At 69.5% G+C, this 14,455-nt stretch carries 15 protein-coding genes; 6 read left to right on the forward strand and 9 right to left on the reverse strand.

Annotated elements, in window-relative coordinates:
* From ACUN0C_RS15935 to ACUN0C_RS15945, 3 genes are all read left to right on the forward strand, one after another.
* Positions 1–145, forward strand: a 145-nt coding sequence (locus ACUN0C_RS15935) for a DUF3470 domain-containing protein (protein ID WP_445467454.1), incomplete at its 5' end; no start/stop codon positions are given.
* A 297-nt stretch (positions 146–442) separates the two neighbouring features.
* Positions 443–1,009 (forward strand): CarD family transcriptional regulator, encoded by a 567-nt coding sequence (locus ACUN0C_RS15940; protein ID WP_445467384.1) that lies wholly within the window; start codon positions 443–445, stop codon positions 1,007–1,009.
* A gap of 173 nt (positions 1,010–1,182) precedes the next feature.
* Positions 1,183–2,049 carry an RNA polymerase factor sigma-32 gene (locus ACUN0C_RS15945; RefSeq protein ID WP_445467385.1) on the forward strand — a complete coding sequence of 289 codons (867 nt, stop codon included), beginning with the start codon at positions 1,183–1,185 and terminating at the stop codon, positions 2,047–2,049.
* Here ACUN0C_RS15945 and ACUN0C_RS15950 read toward each other — a convergent pair.
* From ACUN0C_RS15950 to ACUN0C_RS15985, 8 genes are all read right to left on the reverse strand, one after another.
* Positions 2,012–2,647 carry a hypothetical protein gene (locus ACUN0C_RS15950; protein ID WP_445467386.1) on the reverse strand — a complete coding sequence of 212 codons (636 nt, stop codon included), beginning with the start codon at positions 2,645–2,647 and terminating at the stop codon, positions 2,012–2,014. The two genes, ACUN0C_RS15945 and ACUN0C_RS15950, sit on opposite strands and share 38 nt — an antisense overlap.
* A complete protein-coding gene (locus ACUN0C_RS15955) occupies positions 2,644–3,822 on the reverse strand; it encodes a sialidase family protein (protein ID WP_445467387.1) in 1,179 nt (392 codons plus the stop codon). Before ACUN0C_RS15955 ends, ACUN0C_RS15950 begins: the two co-directional genes overlap by 4 nt.
* 16 nt (positions 3,823–3,838) lie before the next feature.
* A complete protein-coding gene (locus ACUN0C_RS15960) occupies positions 3,839–4,249 on the reverse strand; it encodes a F0F1 ATP synthase subunit epsilon (protein WP_445467388.1) in 411 nt (136 codons plus the stop codon).
* A gap of 21 nt (positions 4,250–4,270) precedes the next feature.
* Positions 4,271–5,704, reverse strand: a complete 1,434-nt coding sequence (gene atpD / locus ACUN0C_RS15965) for a F0F1 ATP synthase subunit beta (RefSeq protein WP_445467389.1) — start codon at positions 5,702–5,704, stop codon at positions 4,271–4,273.
* 103 nt (positions 5,705–5,807) lie between these two features.
* Entirely contained in the window at positions 5,808–6,689 is an 882-nt protein-coding gene (locus ACUN0C_RS15970) for a F0F1 ATP synthase subunit gamma (protein WP_445467390.1), read from the reverse strand.
* Between the two features lie 29 nt (positions 6,690–6,718).
* Entirely contained in the window at positions 6,719–8,248 is a 1,530-nt protein-coding gene (atpA, locus tag ACUN0C_RS15975) for a F0F1 ATP synthase subunit alpha (protein WP_445467391.1), read from the reverse strand.
* The gene (locus ACUN0C_RS15980) at positions 8,248–8,808 is read right to left on the reverse strand and encodes a F0F1 ATP synthase subunit delta (RefSeq protein ID WP_445467392.1); all 561 of its coding nucleotides are present in this window, start codon (positions 8,806–8,808) and stop codon (positions 8,248–8,250) included. Before ACUN0C_RS15980 ends, atpA begins: the two co-directional genes overlap by 1 nt.
* A gap of 189 nt (positions 8,809–8,997) precedes the next feature.
* Positions 8,998–11,157 carry a primosomal protein N' gene (locus tag ACUN0C_RS15985; protein ID WP_445467393.1) on the reverse strand — a complete coding sequence of 720 codons (2,160 nt, stop codon included), beginning with the start codon at positions 11,155–11,157 and terminating at the stop codon, positions 8,998–9,000.
* 103 nt (positions 11,158–11,260) lie between these two features.
* On the opposite strand from ACUN0C_RS15985, the gene fsa reads away from it, so the two are divergent.
* Complete coding sequence (fsa, locus tag ACUN0C_RS15990) at positions 11,261–11,917, forward strand: fructose-6-phosphate aldolase (protein ID WP_445467394.1); 657 nt, start codon at positions 11,261–11,263, stop codon at positions 11,915–11,917.
* Between the two features lie 78 nt (positions 11,918–11,995).
* On the opposite strand, the gene ACUN0C_RS15995 is transcribed toward fsa, so the two are convergent.
* Entirely contained in the window at positions 11,996–13,096 is a 1,101-nt protein-coding gene (locus ACUN0C_RS15995; RefSeq protein ID WP_445467395.1) for a D-alanine--D-alanine ligase family protein, read from the reverse strand.
* Positions 13,097–13,161: 65 nt separating this feature from the next.
* Here ACUN0C_RS15995 and ACUN0C_RS16000 point away from each other — a divergent pair, with 65 nt between their 5' ends.
* Complete coding sequence (locus ACUN0C_RS16000) at positions 13,162–14,106, forward strand: tyrosine recombinase XerC (protein WP_445467396.1); 945 nt, start codon at positions 13,162–13,164, stop codon at positions 14,104–14,106.
* A 116-nt stretch (positions 14,107–14,222) separates the two neighbouring features.
* A complete protein-coding gene (locus ACUN0C_RS16005) occupies positions 14,223–14,420 on the forward strand; it encodes a hypothetical protein (protein WP_445467397.1) in 198 nt (65 codons plus the stop codon).
* The last annotated feature ends 35 nt before the right edge of the window (positions 14,421–14,455 follow it).

Below are 14,455 nucleotides of genomic sequence, written 5' to 3' on the forward strand. Positions count from 1 at the left end.
GTGGCTCGCCCTCAACGCCGATTATGCCGACAAGTGGCCGAACATCACCGTGAAGCGCGAGCCGCCGGAGGACGCCAAGGCCCATGACGGCGAGGCCGGCAAGTTCGACAAGTACTTCACCCCGGAGCCCGGCCAGGGCGACTGAACGGGTCAAATGGTCGTTCGCGAGGGTCGCAGGCGCACGCTCCTGCCTTGCGCCGCAGCAAAATCTTGATTTTCTGCCCGTTTTGCCTTATGTAAGGCAGGTTCCAAGGTCATCCCGAACGCGGGAAAATTCCGGCAGCCTTTTTGGGGGAGGACGCGTGCGCTGCAGTAACCGTGTGCAGCGCAGGCCCGTTCTCGTCTCGGCCGAGTGGCGCGGCGAAGGCCCTGCGAGACTTGGAAGCGGTCCAGCTTCAGCGCGGTTGCTGAGGCTGTCGGAGCGAGCAGGAGTTTCAATCGTATGACGACAAAGAAGGCGGTTCAGCGTCAGGGCTTTCGTACGACCGAAAGCATCGTCTATCCGGCCCACGGCGTCGGGCGCATCATCGACGTCGAGGAACAGGAAGTCGCCGGGATGAAGCTCGAGCTGTTCGTCATCAGCTTCGAGAAGGACAAGATGACGCTGCGCGTTCCGGTCGGCAAGGCGGCCTCGGTCGGCATGCGCAAGCTCGCCGACGAGGAGACCGTCGCGAAGGCGCTGGAGATCGTGAAGGGCCGCGCGCGCGTGAAGCGCACGATGTGGAGCCGGCGCGCGCAAGAGTACGAGGCAAAGATCAATTCCGGCGACCTGATCGCCATTTCGGAGGTCGTGCGCGACCTCTACCGCTCCGAGAGCCAGCCCGAGCCGTCCTATTCGGAGCGCCAGCTCTACGAGCAGGCGATCGACCGCATGTCGCGTGAACTCGCCGCCGTCGAGCGGATCTCCGAGAGCGAGGCCGTCACCAAGATCGAGAAGTCGATCGAGGCGAGCCCGAAGCGGAAGCGCGCGACCGCCGCCGAGGAAGAGGCGCAGGACGAAGCCGCCTGACCCTGCCCGCACCGCGGCTGCGGGCCGCGGGCGCCGCACCATTCGAACTGTCGAGAACCCGGCCCCGGCCGGGTTTTCGCATTTGCGAGTGAACCGATTCCGCCACCGCTCGTTGATGCTGATGTCCGCCGGTGGGCAGTCCCCCGGCGGCAGCGGGACCAGCGGAGCAGGCCATGTCGGATTACGGTACTTCGCGTCGGCACATCGTCCGCGCAGCCATGAAGGCACCGTATCTGGAGCGCGAGGAAGAGCACGACCTCGCCGTCCGCTGGAAAGACGCCCGCGACCAGGAGGCGCTCCACAGGCTGACCGCCGCCCACATGCGGCTCGTGATCTCCATCGCCGCCCGTTTCCGCCATTTCGGCCTATCCATGAGCGACCTCATCCAGGAGGGCCATGTCGGGCTGCTGGAGGCGGCCGCACGCTTCGAGCCGGAGCGGCAGGTGCGGTTCTCCACCTATGCGACGTGGTGGATCAGGGCCTCGATCCAGGACTACATCCTTCGCAACTGGTCCATCGTCCGCGGCGGCACGTCCTCGGCGCAGAAGGCCCTGTTCTTCAATCTCCGCCGGCTCAGGGCCCGCCTCTCGCGCGGCACCGAGCCGATGAACGAGCCGATCCTCTACGAGGAGATCGCGACCGCGCTCGGCGTCTCCAAGGACGATGTCGCGCTCATGGATTCACGCCTGTCCGGCCCCGACCTCTCGCTCAATGCGCCGGTGGTGGAGACCGACGGCCCAGGCTCCGACCGGCAGGATTTCATCGCCGCCGACAGTCCGCTCCAGGACGAGACGGTGGGCGAGGCGATCGATCACGAGCGCTGGGTGACGTGGCTCAACCAGGCGCTCGCCGCGCTCAACGAGCGCGAGCTCCGGATCGTGCGCGAGCGGCGGCTCACCGAGGACGGCGCAACGCTCGAATCGCTCGGCGAGAAGCTCGGCATCTCGAAGGAGCGCGTGAGGCAGATCGAGAACCGCGCGCTGGAGAAGCTCCGGCACGCCCTCACCGATCGCCAGCCGCAGCGCGCGATGATGCTCTGACGCGGCGGCGGATACTGCCTGCCGCGGAGGCGAGCATGACGACGAGCGCCGCAAACCAGGCGAGCGGGTCGACGACGTAGTCCCAGAGGTTCTGCGAGCCGTAGAGCCCGAGAAGCCAGCCGAGGGCACCGGCCCCGATCCATAGCGGCACGATCACCGAGCGCTGCGCCAATCCGGCAGCGAGCACCCCAGCGAGGATCGCCGGGAGGGCGAGCCCGGCGAAACCGAGCGCGTATGGGTCCCACGTGCCGAGCCCGACGGCGGCGGGGTAGAGGAAGAGCCCGAGAATGCCGACGAGCGGGGCGCCCCGACCGACGGTTTCTCCAAGGTTCCCCGACATCCCGGCGAGCGCGCCGATCGCCAGCAGGAGGGCCAGCAGGCCGGCGGCGCTGAGCGGGCCCGTGATCGCGAAGAGGAATCCGAAGCCGGTGGACGTTCCGTACGGAACGACCGCCGCAGCGCCGAGCATCGCGAGCCCGGCAAGGATGCGCGCCCGCACCCCGCCGCGAAACAGCGCCGACAGCGCCATCCCGGACGCGAAAAGGAGCAGCGCCGTGCCGAGCCGTTCCGCGATCCAGACACCCTCGCCAGGCGTCACGGCGCCTGCCCTGCTCTGTCCGCGACCCAGGCGCGGTTGAAGCGCGCGTGCCGGATGGTCCTGTCCCGCCGGTCGGCCCAGACGACATGGATCATTCCCTCGCCGTCGGCCGTCATGAAGGGATAGGTGATCTCGCCCGGGCCGGCGGGATCCATCTCCGCCAGCACCGCGATCCGCTGCCAGGAAGCACCCCCGTCGCGGGACAGCGCGAGCGTCAGGTCGGTCTCCCGGCGCGCGCTGTCGTTGAAGGCGAGCAGCAGCGTGCCCTCGTCCAGCCTCAGCAGGCCGACGGGGCCGCCGGGATTCGGGAGGTCCGTCGGGCGGATGGTCGACCAGGTGCGCCCGCCGTCTGCGGTTTCCGACGCGAACACGTGCGGGTCCCGCACACGGGCGCGCCGCATCAGCGCGAGCGCACGCTCGCCGTCGAGGGGGGCGACCGCCGGCTGGATCGCGATCCGGCCCCAGCCACCCATCCGCCGCTTGTCCGCGACGCGGCCGTCGCGACCGAGAACCACCAGCTCCGGCAGCTTCGCGGCCATCTCGTGATATGCGGGCAAGGCGATGCGGCCGTCGTCGAGACGGATCGCGCGGGTCTTGGCGAGGGTGGAGAGGTTGAGGAACGGCGAGGTGACGAGCCGTTCGGCCGCGGTCCAGGTCTCGCCGCCGTCCGGCGAGCGCTTGAGGTTGAGCTGGCTCGTCGCCCAGCCGCCGAGGCTCACGCTGACATAGACCATCCAGAGCTCGTCCCCGTTCGGGACGAGGACGGCATTGCCCACCGTCTTGATGTGGCGGCCGAGCTCGCGTGCCGTCGCCGCGGCCGAGGTCACCACCCGGGACGGCTGCCATATGCCGCCCGAGAAGCGCGCCGACCGGATCTCGACGTCCGCAGCCCCTTCGCGGGACCCCTCGAACCAGACCGCAATCAATTCGCCGTCCGGAGTGGGAGCGATCGAGGGGGCGTGCAGCAGGCCCGCTTCCCCACGGGCGACCACCGCGGTGCCGAACGCCGCCACCGGATCGCCGGCCGCCACGGCCGTCGCTGCGAACCGCGTCGGCAGTGCCGCCTTGCCGGCGAGCGCCACGGCCGCGGCCGCGAGCGGGATCAGAGCCAGCGCTGCCGCCATGAACGGCAAGAGCCGCCGGCGGGCGGCGGCTCTCGAATCGTTCGGCGTCATGAGGATCGCTGCCCGCTCAGGCGGGGCTGATCCAGCGCTGGACGTCGCGGAGGTCGTTGAGGTGCTTCTCGGCGGCCGTGCGGCGGATGTGGTCGTCGCCAAAATCGGCGAGGTCCTCCTCCGCGTCCCTGATCTGCCGGGCGATCTCGTCCGGGCGCAGGTCCTCGACGCGGCTGGCGAACTCGGCGAGCACCGTCAGGCCGCTCTCGTTCACGTCCGCAAAGCCGCCGCGTACGTAGATGCGGCGCACCTCGCCGCCGGTCCCGGTGATCTCCACCACGCCCGGCTTCATCGTGGTCATGAACGGCGCGTGGTCGCGCAGCACCGTGAAGTAACCTTCGGCGCCCGGCACGACGACCTGCGCGACCTCTTCCGAGATGAGCAGGCGCTCGGGCGACACGAGTTCGAAACGAAGCGGTCCGGCCATGGAACTGTCCCCGCTTGCGGCTTACGCCGCTTCCGCCAGGCGCTGCGCCTTCTCGACCGCTTCCTCGATCGTGCCGACCATGTAGAAGGCCGCCTCCGGCAGGTGGTCGTACTCGCCTTCCACGAGCCCCTTGAAGCCCTTGATCGTGTCGGCGAGGTCGACGAGCTTGCCCGGAGCGCCGGTGAACACCTCGGCGACGAAGAAGGGCTGCGACAGGAAGCGCTCGATCTTGCGGGCGCGCGCCACCGTCAGCTTGTCCTCTTCGGAAAGCTCGTCCATGCCGAGAATGGCGATGATGTCCTGGAGCGACTTGTAGCGCTGCAGCGTCTGCTGGACCTGGCGCGCCACCTGGTAGTGCTCCTCGCCGACGATCATCGGGGAGAGCATGCGCGAGGTGGAATCGAGCGGGTCCACCGCCGGATAGATGCCCTTCTCCGCGATCGAGCGCGACAGCACGGTCGTCGCGTCGAGATGGGCGAAGGACGTCGCCGGCGCGGGGTCGGTGAGGTCGTCTGCAGGCACGTAGATCGCCTGCACCGAGGTGATCGAGCCCTTCGTGGTCGTCGTGATGCGCTCCTGCAGCGCGCCCATGTCGGTGGCGAGCGTCGGCTGGTAGCCCACCGCCGAGGGAATGCGCCCGAGCAGCGCCGACACTTCCGAGCCCGCCTGCGTGAAGCGGAAGATGTTGTCGACGAAGAAGAGCACGTCCTGGCCCTGGTCGCGGAAATGCTCGGCGACGGTCAGCCCGGTCAGGCCGACCCGGGCGCGGGCGCCCGGCGGCTCGTTCATCTGGCCGTAGACCAGCGCGGCCTTCGAGCCCTCGCCGCCGCCCTTCTTGTTCACGCCCGACTCGATCATCTCGTGATAGAGATCGTTGCCCTCGCGCGTGCGCTCGCCGACGCCGGCGAACACGGAATAGCCGCCGTGCGCCTTCGCGACGTTGTTGATGAGCTCCATGATAAGCACGGTCTTGCCGACGCCGGCACCGCCGAACAGGCCGATCTTGCCGCCCTTAGCGTAAGGCGCGAGCAGGTCGACGACCTTGATGCCCGTGACCAGGATCTCCGACTCGGTCGACTGCTCCACATAGGACGGCGCGGGCTGATGGATGGCGCGGGTGACGCCGGTGTCGAGCGGGCCGGCCTCGTCGACCGGCTGGCCGATGACGTTCATGATGCGGCCGAGCGTCAGATCGCCGACGGGCACGGAGATCGGCGCGCCGGTATTGCGCACGGGCTGGCCGCGGACGAGGCCGTCGGTGGAGTCCATGGCGATCGTGCGGACCGTGTTCTCGCCGAGATGCTGGGCCACCTCGAGCACCAGGCGATTGCCGTGGTTGTCCGTCTCCAGCGCGTTCAGGATCGCCGGAAGCTCTCCTTCGAACTGCACGTCCACGACGGCGCCGATCACCTGCCGCACCGAGCCAGTATGCTGCGTGTCTGTTCCGTTCGCCATCATGTCCTCGTTCATCCTGGGCGCGCCGAACGCTGCGCCTGCAAACTACTCTGTACCCGGGGGCAGCTCGCCTCGCCGGACCGGCGGGCGAGAATGAGGCGCGTCAGAGCGCCTCCGCACCCGAAATGATCTCGATCAGTTCCTTCGTGATCTGCGCCTGACGCTGGCGATTGTAGGAGAGCGACAGGCCCTCGATCATGTCGCCGGCGTTGCGGGTGGCGCTGTCCATCGCGCTCATCCGGGCGCCCTGCTCGGAGGCCGCGTTCTCCAGCAGCGCGCGGAAGATCTGGATCGCCAGATTCCGCGGCAGCAGGTCGGCGAGGATCTCCTCCTCGCTCGGCTCGTACTCGTAGACCGCGCCGCCCGCCGCCTGGCCGTTCCCGGTGCCCGAGATCTCGACCGGGATCAGCCGCTGCGCCGTCGGGATCTGCTGGATCACCGAGCGGAACTGCGAGAAGTACATGGTCGCGACGTCGAACTCGCCGGCATCGAAGCGCTCGAGCACCTTCACCGCGACGCTCTGCGCCTGCGCGAAGGACATCTGCTTGACGGAGCGGAAGTCCATCCGGTCCACGATCAGCGACGCGAACTCGCGGCGCAGGATATCGTAACCCTTCTTGCCGACGAGGAATATCTTGACGGTCTTGCCCTGCGCGATCAGGCGCCGCGCATCGTCGCGGGCGAGCCGCGCAATCGAGGAGTTGAACGCGCCGGCGAGGCCGCGCTCGGCGGTGAAGACCACGAGGAGATGGGTGTCCTCGCGTCCCGTTCCCGCCATCAGCGTCGGCGCGCCCTCGGCGCCGGCCACCGACGCGGCGATGTTGGCGAGCACGCGGCCCATCCGTTCCGCATAGGGCCGCGCGGCTTCCGCCGATTCCTGGGCGCGGCGGAGCTTCGCCGCCGCGACCATCTGCATGGCCTTGGTGATCTTCTGCGTCGCCTTCACCGAGGCGATTCGGTTTCGCAGATCCTTTAGGCTCGCCATCCGGCGCTATCTCCGTGCGGGCCGCGGGGTCAGGCGAAATTCTTCGCGTAGCGGTCGAGCAGCGTCTTCAGGCGGTCGCGGATCGCGTCGGTGATCTGCGCCTCCGTCCGGATCTGCTCGAGGAGGTCGGCGTGCTCGGTCCGCAGCAGCGTGAGGAGCCCGTCCTCGAACTCGCGCACCTGGCCGATCGACAGCCGGTCCAGGTAGCCGTTCACGCCGGCGAAGATCACGGCGACCTGCTCTTCCGTCTTCAGCGGCGAGAACTGCGGCTGCTTCAGGAGCTCGGTCAGACGTGCGCCGCGGTTGAGGAGGCGCTGCGTGGCGGCGTCGAGATCGGAGCCGAACTGCGCGAACGCCGCCATCTCGCGGTACTGCGCGAGCTCGCCCTTGATGGTGCCGGCGACTTGCTTCATCGCCTTCACCTGCGCGGCCGAGCCGACGCGCGAGACCGAAAGGCCGACATTCACCGCCGGACGGATGCCCTGGTAGAACAGGTCCGTCTCCAGGAAGATCTGGCCGTCCGTGATCGAGATCACGTTGGTGGGGATGTAGGCGGACACGTCGTTCGCCTGCGTCTCGATCACCGGCAGCGCGGTCAGCGAGCCGGCGCCGTTGGCGTCGCTCATTTTCGCCGCGCGCTCCAGGAGCCGCGAATGCAGGTAGAAGACGTCGCCGGGATAGGCCTCGCGGCCGGGCGGACGGCGCAGCAGCAGCGACATCTGGCGGTAGGCGACGGCCTGCTTGGAGAGGTCGTCATAGGCGATGACGGCGTGCATGCCGTTGTCGCGGAAGTATTCGCCCATGGCGCAGCCGGCAAACGGGGCGAGGAACTGCAGCGGCGCCGGATCCGAGGCGGTCGCCGCGACGATGATGGAATAGTCGAGGGCGCCGCGCTCCTCCAGGACGCGCACGAACTGCGCCACCGTGGAGCGCTTCTGGCCGATCGCGACGTAGATGCAGTAGAGCTTGCGGTTCTCGATGTCCTGGTCGAAGGCCGGCTTCTGGTTCAGGAACGTGTCGAGGATGATGGCGGTCTTCCCGGTCTGGCGGTCGCCGATGATGAGCTCGCGCTGGCCGCGGCCGACCGGGATCAGCGCGTCGATCGCCTTGAGGCCGGTCGACATCGGCTCGTGCACGGACTTGCGCGGGATGATGCCCGGCGCCTTGACGTCGACGCGGCGGCGCTCGGTCGACTGGATCGGGCCCTTGCCGTCGATCGGGTTGCCGAGGCCGTCGACCACGCGGCCGAGAAGGCCCATGCCGACCGGCACTTCCACGATCGCGCCGGTCCGCTTGACCGTGTCGCCTTCCTTGATCTCGCGGTCGCTGCCGAAGATCACGATGCCGACATTGTCGGCTTCGAGATTCAGCGCCATCCCGCGGATGCCGCCGTCGAACTCGACCATCTCGCCGGCCTGGACGTTGTCGAGGCCGTAGACGCGGGCGATGCCGTCGCCGACGGTCAGCACCTGCCCGACCTCGGAGACCTCCGCCTCCTTGCCGAAATTCCGGATCTGCTCCTTCAGGATGGAGGAGATCTCTGCGGCCCGAATATCCATCAGCCGACCTCTTTGAGATGGGTTTTCATTGTCATGAGCTTGGTGCGGAGCGAGGTGTCGATCATGCGCGACCCGACCCTGACGATCAGACCGCCGAGGATCGCGGGATCGACCTTCGCTTCGATTGTGACTGTCTTGCCGAGGCGATCGCGGATGACCGCCTTCAGCTCGTTCTTCTGGTCTTCCGAAAGCGGCTGCGCCGACGTCACCTGCGCCGTCGCCTCGCCGCGATCGCGCGCCATCAGGTTCTGGAACGCCGTCAGGATGCCGGGCAGCGCGAACAGTCGCCGGTTGTGCGCGACGAGCCGCACGAAATTGCCGACGAGGCCGCCGATCCCGGCGCGCTCGAGCACGGCGGCGATCGCGCGCTCCTGCTCCTCTGCCGAGAAGACCGGGCTCGCCACCATCCGCCGCAGGTCGGCGCTCTCGTTGAGCAGCTCGCGGACCTTGTTCAGGTCGGATTCCACGGAGATCAGCCGCAACTCGTCCTTGGCCAGGTCGAACAGCGCCGAAGCGTAGCGCTCGGCGACACCGGAGACTGACGAGGTGCGATCGGTCACGCGATTCTCTCTCGCAACGGCCCGACGGGAGGCGGACGCGGGTGGAATGTTCTGGGCATGGCGGAGGATGCCCGGCAAAGGCCGGGTGCCGGCCGGGCGTCGTCTAGCATAGGGTCATGGGGGGTGCAACACGGGCAGGCGCCGCATTCCCGACCCATTGTCGCAGTCCCCGCCGCGCCGGGTCAGCGCTCAGAGGAAGCTGATCGGATCGACGTCGACGGCGACGCGCACGCTGCCGCGCGGCTTCGGGCAGGCCGCGAGCCAGGATGCGAGCCAGGCGTGGAGCAGCGCGGACGAGCGCGCCTGGACGAGGAGCCTGAAGCGGTGGCGGCCGCGCAGCACGGCGAGCGGCGCCTCCGCCGGGCCGAGGAGCCGGAGCCCCTCCTCCGCCGGCGCGACGCGCGCCATCGCCCGGGCCTGTGACTCGGCCGAGGCGCGGTCCTCCGCCGTCACGAGAATCGCGGCAAGACGGCCGAAAGGCGGCAGGCCGCCGCGCAGCCGCACCTCCGCCTCCTCCTCGTAGAAGCGCTCGCGGTCGCCGGCGACGATCGCCTTCAGCACCGGGTGGTCCGGCGCGTAGGTCTGCAGCAGGCCGCGGCTCCTCTGGCCCGCCCGCCCCGCCCGGCCCGTGACCTGCGTGAGGAGCTGGAAGGTCCGCTCCGCCGCGCGCGGATCGCCATTGGCGAGGCCGAGATCGGCATCGACCACGCCGACCAGCGACAGGCCGGGGAAGTTGTGGCCCTTGGCGACGAGCTGCGTGCCGATCACGATGTCGATCTCGCCGCGCTCGATCGCCGCGAGGTCCTGGCGCATTCGCTGAATCCCACCCGCGACGTCGCTCGAGAGCACCAGCGTGCGCGCGCCGGCGAAGCGCTCGACGACTTCCTCCTGCAGGCGCTCCACGCCCGGCCCGCAGGCGACGAGGCTGTCGGCATCGCCGCATTGCGGGCAGATTTCCGGCCGCCGCTCCTCATGACCGCAATGGTGACAGGCGAGCACGCGCCGGAAGCGATGGTCGACGAGCCAGGCCGAGCAGTTCGGGCAGGCCATGCGGTGGCCGCAGGTCCGGCAGAGCGTCAGCGGCGCGTAGCCGCGGCGGTTCAGGAAGAGGAGCGCCTGCTCGCCGGCCGCGATCGTCTCCTCGATCGCGGCGACGAGCGGCGGCGCGATCCAGCGGCCGCGTTCGGGCGGCGTCCGCCGGAGGTCCACCACCCTGATCTCCGGCGGCGCCGCGCCGCCGAACCGCGCCGGCAGCTGCAGATGGCGGTAGCGGCCGGATTTCGCGTTGACCCAGGTCTCCACCGAAGGCGTGGCGGAGGCCAGCACGATGGGCAAGCCGGAAAGCTGCGCGCGCACCACCGCCATGTCGCGCGCATTGTAGAGCACGCCCTCCTCCTGCTTGTAGGCGGCCTCGTGCTCCTCGTCGACGACGATCAGGCCGAGCTCGGCGAAGGGCAGGAAGAGCGACGAGCGGGCGCCGACGACCGCCCTCACCTCGCCGCTCGCCACGCCGCGCCAGACCCGCTCGCGCATGCGCGGCGGCAGCTCGGAATGCCATTCCGCGGGCCGGCTGCCGAATCGGCTCGCGAAGCGGTCCAGGAAGCCGAGCGTGAGCGCGATCTCGGGCAGCAGCACGAGGACCTGGCGGCCGCGGCGGAGCGCCTCGGCGGCCGCCTCGAAATAGGTCTCCGTCTTGCCGGCGCCGGTGACGCCGTCGAGGAGCGCAGCTGAAAACGCCTCCGCGCGCACCGCGGCGACCATCGCCTCGGCGGCCGCCGCCTGAGGCGCGCTGAGGTCCGGCCTGTCGAAATCCGGATCGGGGGCGGCGGCGATTAGGCGGTGCGGGATCGAGATCAGCGCCAGCGTGCCGCAATCGACGAGGCCGTCGACGACACCGGGCGAGACGCCGGCCGCGGCGGCAAGGCCGGACTTCGACCAGGCGAGCCCATCGGCGGCTGCCTCCAGCACCTTGCGCCGCGCCTCCGTCATGCGCGCAGGCGGCGGCCCCGCGAGCCGGACGCCCGACATCGGCCGCTCGGGCTCGAGCGCGGCCGGCACGCGGAGGACCATGCGCAGCACCATGCCGGGCGGCGTCAGCGTGTAGCGCGCCACCCAGTCCACGAAGCGGATGAGCGATTCGGGCAGCGGCGGGGCATTGAAGACATGCTCGACCGCGCGCAGCCGCTTCGCCGCCACGCCGCCACCGCTGGCAGGCCATACCGCGCCGACGATCTTGCGCGGCCCGAGCGGCACCACGACCAGCGTGCCCGGCGCGAGCGGGCGGTCATGTGCATAGGTGTACGGCCCCTCGACCGCCACCGGGACGAGGACGCTGACTTCGACCGTCACCGGACGGCCCGCGTTGCGCGATGCGGCTGACGAAGGCGACTCATTCCACTAGAAGGACCGCGACCGGCGCGAGCCGCAATGCGCAAAGCCATTCGGGGGCACCATGAAGTTCTTCGCAGACACCGCCGAAATCGCGGACATCAGGGATCTCGCCGAGGCAGGCCTGCTCGACGGCGTGACGACCAACCCGTCGCTGATCATGAAGGCCGGGCGCTCCATCCACGACGTGGTGGCGGAAATCTGCTCGATCGTCGAGGGGCCCGTCTCCGCCGAGGTGGCCGCGCTCGACACCGAGGGCATGCTGGCGGAGGGGCGCAAGCTCGCCGAGATCGCCGACAACGTCGCCATCAAGGTGCCGCTCACCTGGGACGGCCTGAAAGCCTGCCGCATCCTTTCGGGCGAGGGCCGGATGGTGAACGTGACGCTCTGCTTCACGGCGAACCAGGCGCTGCTCGCGGCGCGCGCCGGCGCGACCTTCGTCTCGCCCTTCATCGGCAGGCTCGACGACATCGGGCTCGACGGCATGCAGCTGATCGAGGAGATCCGGACGATCTTCGACAATTACGCGCACATCGAGACGCAGATCCTCGCCGCCTCGATCCGGAACCAGAATCACGTCAGGCTCGCGGCGATGGCCGGGGCCGACGTGGCGACCGTCCCGCCCACCGTCCTCAAGGGCCTCGTGAAGCACCCGCTCACGGATGCCGGGCTCGCGATGTTCATGAATGACTGGAAGAAGACCGGACAAACCATTCTCTGAAAAGAACAAGTTTCTCGGGCCTCTTCGGGCTCGTAGTGGTCCGCAAGAGGCGGAAGCTGCGATGGCGTGCGGCCCGGCCTATGCCCCGGCCCGGGCCAGGCCGTGCGTCACGAGCCGGTCGATGAGCTCGGCATAGCCGACGCCGCTCGCGGCCATCGCCTTCGGGTACATGCTGATGTTCGTGAAGCCGGGGATCGTGTTGACCTCGTTGACGAGGACCTCCAGGTCGGCCGTCACGAAGAAGTCCACCCGCGCCATGCCGTCGCAGCCGAGCGCGCGGAAGGCCTCTGCCGCCATCTCCCGGATGCGCGCCTCGACATCCTGCGGCAGGTCCGCCGGCACCTTCAGGGCGGCGCCCGCCTCGTCGACATATTTCGCGTCGTAGCTGTAGAAGCCGTGGCTTTCCGCCGGCACGATCTCGCCGGGCCGCGACACGAACAGCCCGCCGGCTTCATCCTCCAGTACGCTGCACTCGATCTCGCGCCCGCGGATGAACGCCTCGGCGAGGAGCTTGCGATCGTGCCTGAAGCCTTCCGCAAGTGCCGCGTCGAACTCGGCCGCATTCGCCACCTTGCTCACGCCGACCGAGGAGCCCTGTCGCGCCGGCTTCACGAAGACCGGCAGGCCGAGGGCCTGCTCGATCTCGGCAAAGGCGGGCGGGCGGCCCTCGACGATGGTGATCGAGCGCGCGGTCGGCAGTCCGGCCGCATCGAGCAGCCGCTTGGCGACGTCCTTGTCGAGCGCGACGGCCGAGCCGAGGATGCCGCACCCGGCGAGCGGCACGCAGGCGACCTCCGCGAGCCCCTGGACCGAGCCATCCTCGCCGTGGAGGCCGTGCAGGACGGGAAAGAGGACGTCGATCCTCGGCAGGTCGTAGGGGCTGCCGTGCGAGGGGATTGCGATCGCCCGGCCGCGCCCGCCCGGAACGAGGCAGATCTCCGTTCCGCTCTCCGGCTTCGCCAGGACACCCGCCTCGAAGGCGCCCAGGAGCCAGAGGCCTGACCTGGTGATGTAGACCGGCACCGGGTCATACCGCACGGGATCGAGCGCGCCGATCACGTTCGTCGCGGACATCACGGAGACGTCGTGCTCGGCCGAACGGCCGCCGTAAAGGATGGCGATTCGCAGCCTCTCCGCCGCCGGGGCAATTCTCACGAGATCGTCTCCGTCATTCGCCATTTCAGGAACGGCCTGGCGGCGCCGGGCTTCACGGCGCATTAACCCTCTACACGGAGGCTCGCGCCATGTCCGCCCCATCCATTCTCGTTGCCGCCCGCCCCGACCTGCAGAAGGCGGCAGAGGCCTGGGCTGACCAATTGGCGCACGAGCGGCGGTTGTCGCCGAAGACGGTCGAGGCCTACGCGCGCGACCTCTGGCAGTTCCTGACCTTCCTGACGCGACACATCGGCGAGCCGCCCGGCTGCGCATCCGTTTCGGAGCTCCGCACGGCCGACATCCGGGCTTTCCTCGCCGCGCGCCGCAACGAGGGCGTCGGCGCGCGCACGCTCGCCCGCCAGCTCGCGGCGCTGCGCTCGTTCGCCCGTTTCCTCGACCGCCGCGGGCTCGCCTCCACCACGGCCTTCGTCACGATCCGATCGCCCAGACAGCCGAAGAGCCTGCCCAAGGCGCTCACGGTATCCGACGCCGAGCGGGTGGTGGACGGGGCGGACGTGCTCGCGGCGGAGCCCTGGATCGCCGCCCGCGACACCGCCGTCCTCCTGCTCCTCTACGGCTGCGGGCTGCGCATTTCCGAGGCGCTCGGCCTCACCCGCGCGGCGGCGCCGGTCGGGGCCGCCCGGGCGATCCGGGTGGTGGGCAAGGGCGGGCGCGAGCGCGTCGTGCCGGTGCTCCCGGTCGTGAGCCGTGCGGTCGAGGCTTACATCGCCGCGTGCCCGTTCGCGCTCGCGCCGGGCGACCCCCTGTTCCGGGGCGCGAAAGGCGGTCCCCTGTCGCCGCGAATCATCCAGCTTGCGGTCGAGCGGCTGCGCGGGGCGCTCGGCATCGAGCCTTCGCTCACGCCGCATGCGCTGCGTCACTCCTTTGCGACCCACCTGCTCGGTGCGGGCGGCGACCTCCGGACCATTCAGGAGCTCCTCGGTCACGCCAGCCTCTCCACCACGCAAATCTACACCGCGGTCGACACCGCGCGCCTGCTCGACGTCTATCGCAAGGCGCACCCGCGGGGCTGACCGGCGTTCACGTCGAAGTGAGGCCGCCCATCTGGCCGGGGCGCCGCGACAGGCCTAGCATTCCCACTGTCCGCGCGCGATCGACATCGCCCGCACCCAGAACGGAGGCATTCCCGATGCGCAGCTTGACGGCAACGCTGGTCGCGGCTTCGGCCCTCGCGCTCACGGCAACCGCAGCTTCGGCAGATTGCAGCGCCAACAAACAGCACGTCATGGCCAGCAAGGCCGCCGATAAGCCGGCGATTTCCACGACCGCACAGGAGGCGAAGCCGACGATCGTCGCGCAGACCGCCACGACGCCTGCAACGAAATAGCGTCCGGCGCGTTCTTCAGATCTCCTACTCCAAGT

It is taken from the genome of Faunimonas sp. B44 (assembly GCF_052655945.1).

What these genes read in the sequence shown, in the direction of transcription:
- ACUN0C_RS15940 (WP_445467384.1), top strand. Translation starts at nt 443, where the DNA reads ATGACGACAAAGAAGGCGGTTCAGCGTCAGGGCTTTCGTACGACCGAA.
- ACUN0C_RS15945 (WP_445467385.1), top strand. Translation starts at nt 1,183, where the DNA reads ATGTCGGATTACGGTACTTCGCGTCGGCACATCGTCCGCGCAGCCATG.
- ACUN0C_RS15955 (WP_445467387.1), bottom strand. Translation starts at nt 3,822, where the DNA reads ATGACGCCGAACGATTCGAGAGCCGCCGCCCGCCGGCGGCTCTTGCCG.
- ACUN0C_RS15960 (WP_445467388.1), bottom strand. Translation starts at nt 4,249, where the DNA reads ATGGCCGGACCGCTTCGTTTCGAACTCGTGTCGCCCGAGCGCCTGCTC.
- atpD (WP_445467389.1), bottom strand. Translation starts at nt 5,704, where the DNA reads ATGGCGAACGGAACAGACACGCAGCATACTGGCTCGGTGCGGCAGGTG.
- ACUN0C_RS15970 (WP_445467390.1), bottom strand. Translation starts at nt 6,689, where the DNA reads ATGGCGAGCCTAAAGGATCTGCGAAACCGAATCGCCTCGGTGAAGGCG.
- atpA (WP_445467391.1), bottom strand. Translation starts at nt 8,248, where the DNA reads ATGGATATTCGGGCCGCAGAGATCTCCTCCATCCTGAAGGAGCAGATC.
- fsa (WP_445467394.1), top strand. Translation starts at nt 11,261, where the DNA reads ATGAAGTTCTTCGCAGACACCGCCGAAATCGCGGACATCAGGGATCTC.
- ACUN0C_RS15995 (WP_445467395.1), bottom strand. Translation starts at nt 13,096, where the DNA reads ATGGCGAATGACGGAGACGATCTCGTGAGAATTGCCCCGGCGGCGGAG.
- ACUN0C_RS16000 (WP_445467396.1), top strand. Translation starts at nt 13,162, where the DNA reads ATGTCCGCCCCATCCATTCTCGTTGCCGCCCGCCCCGACCTGCAGAAG.
- ACUN0C_RS16005 (WP_445467397.1), top strand. Translation starts at nt 14,223, where the DNA reads ATGCGCAGCTTGACGGCAACGCTGGTCGCGGCTTCGGCCCTCGCGCTC.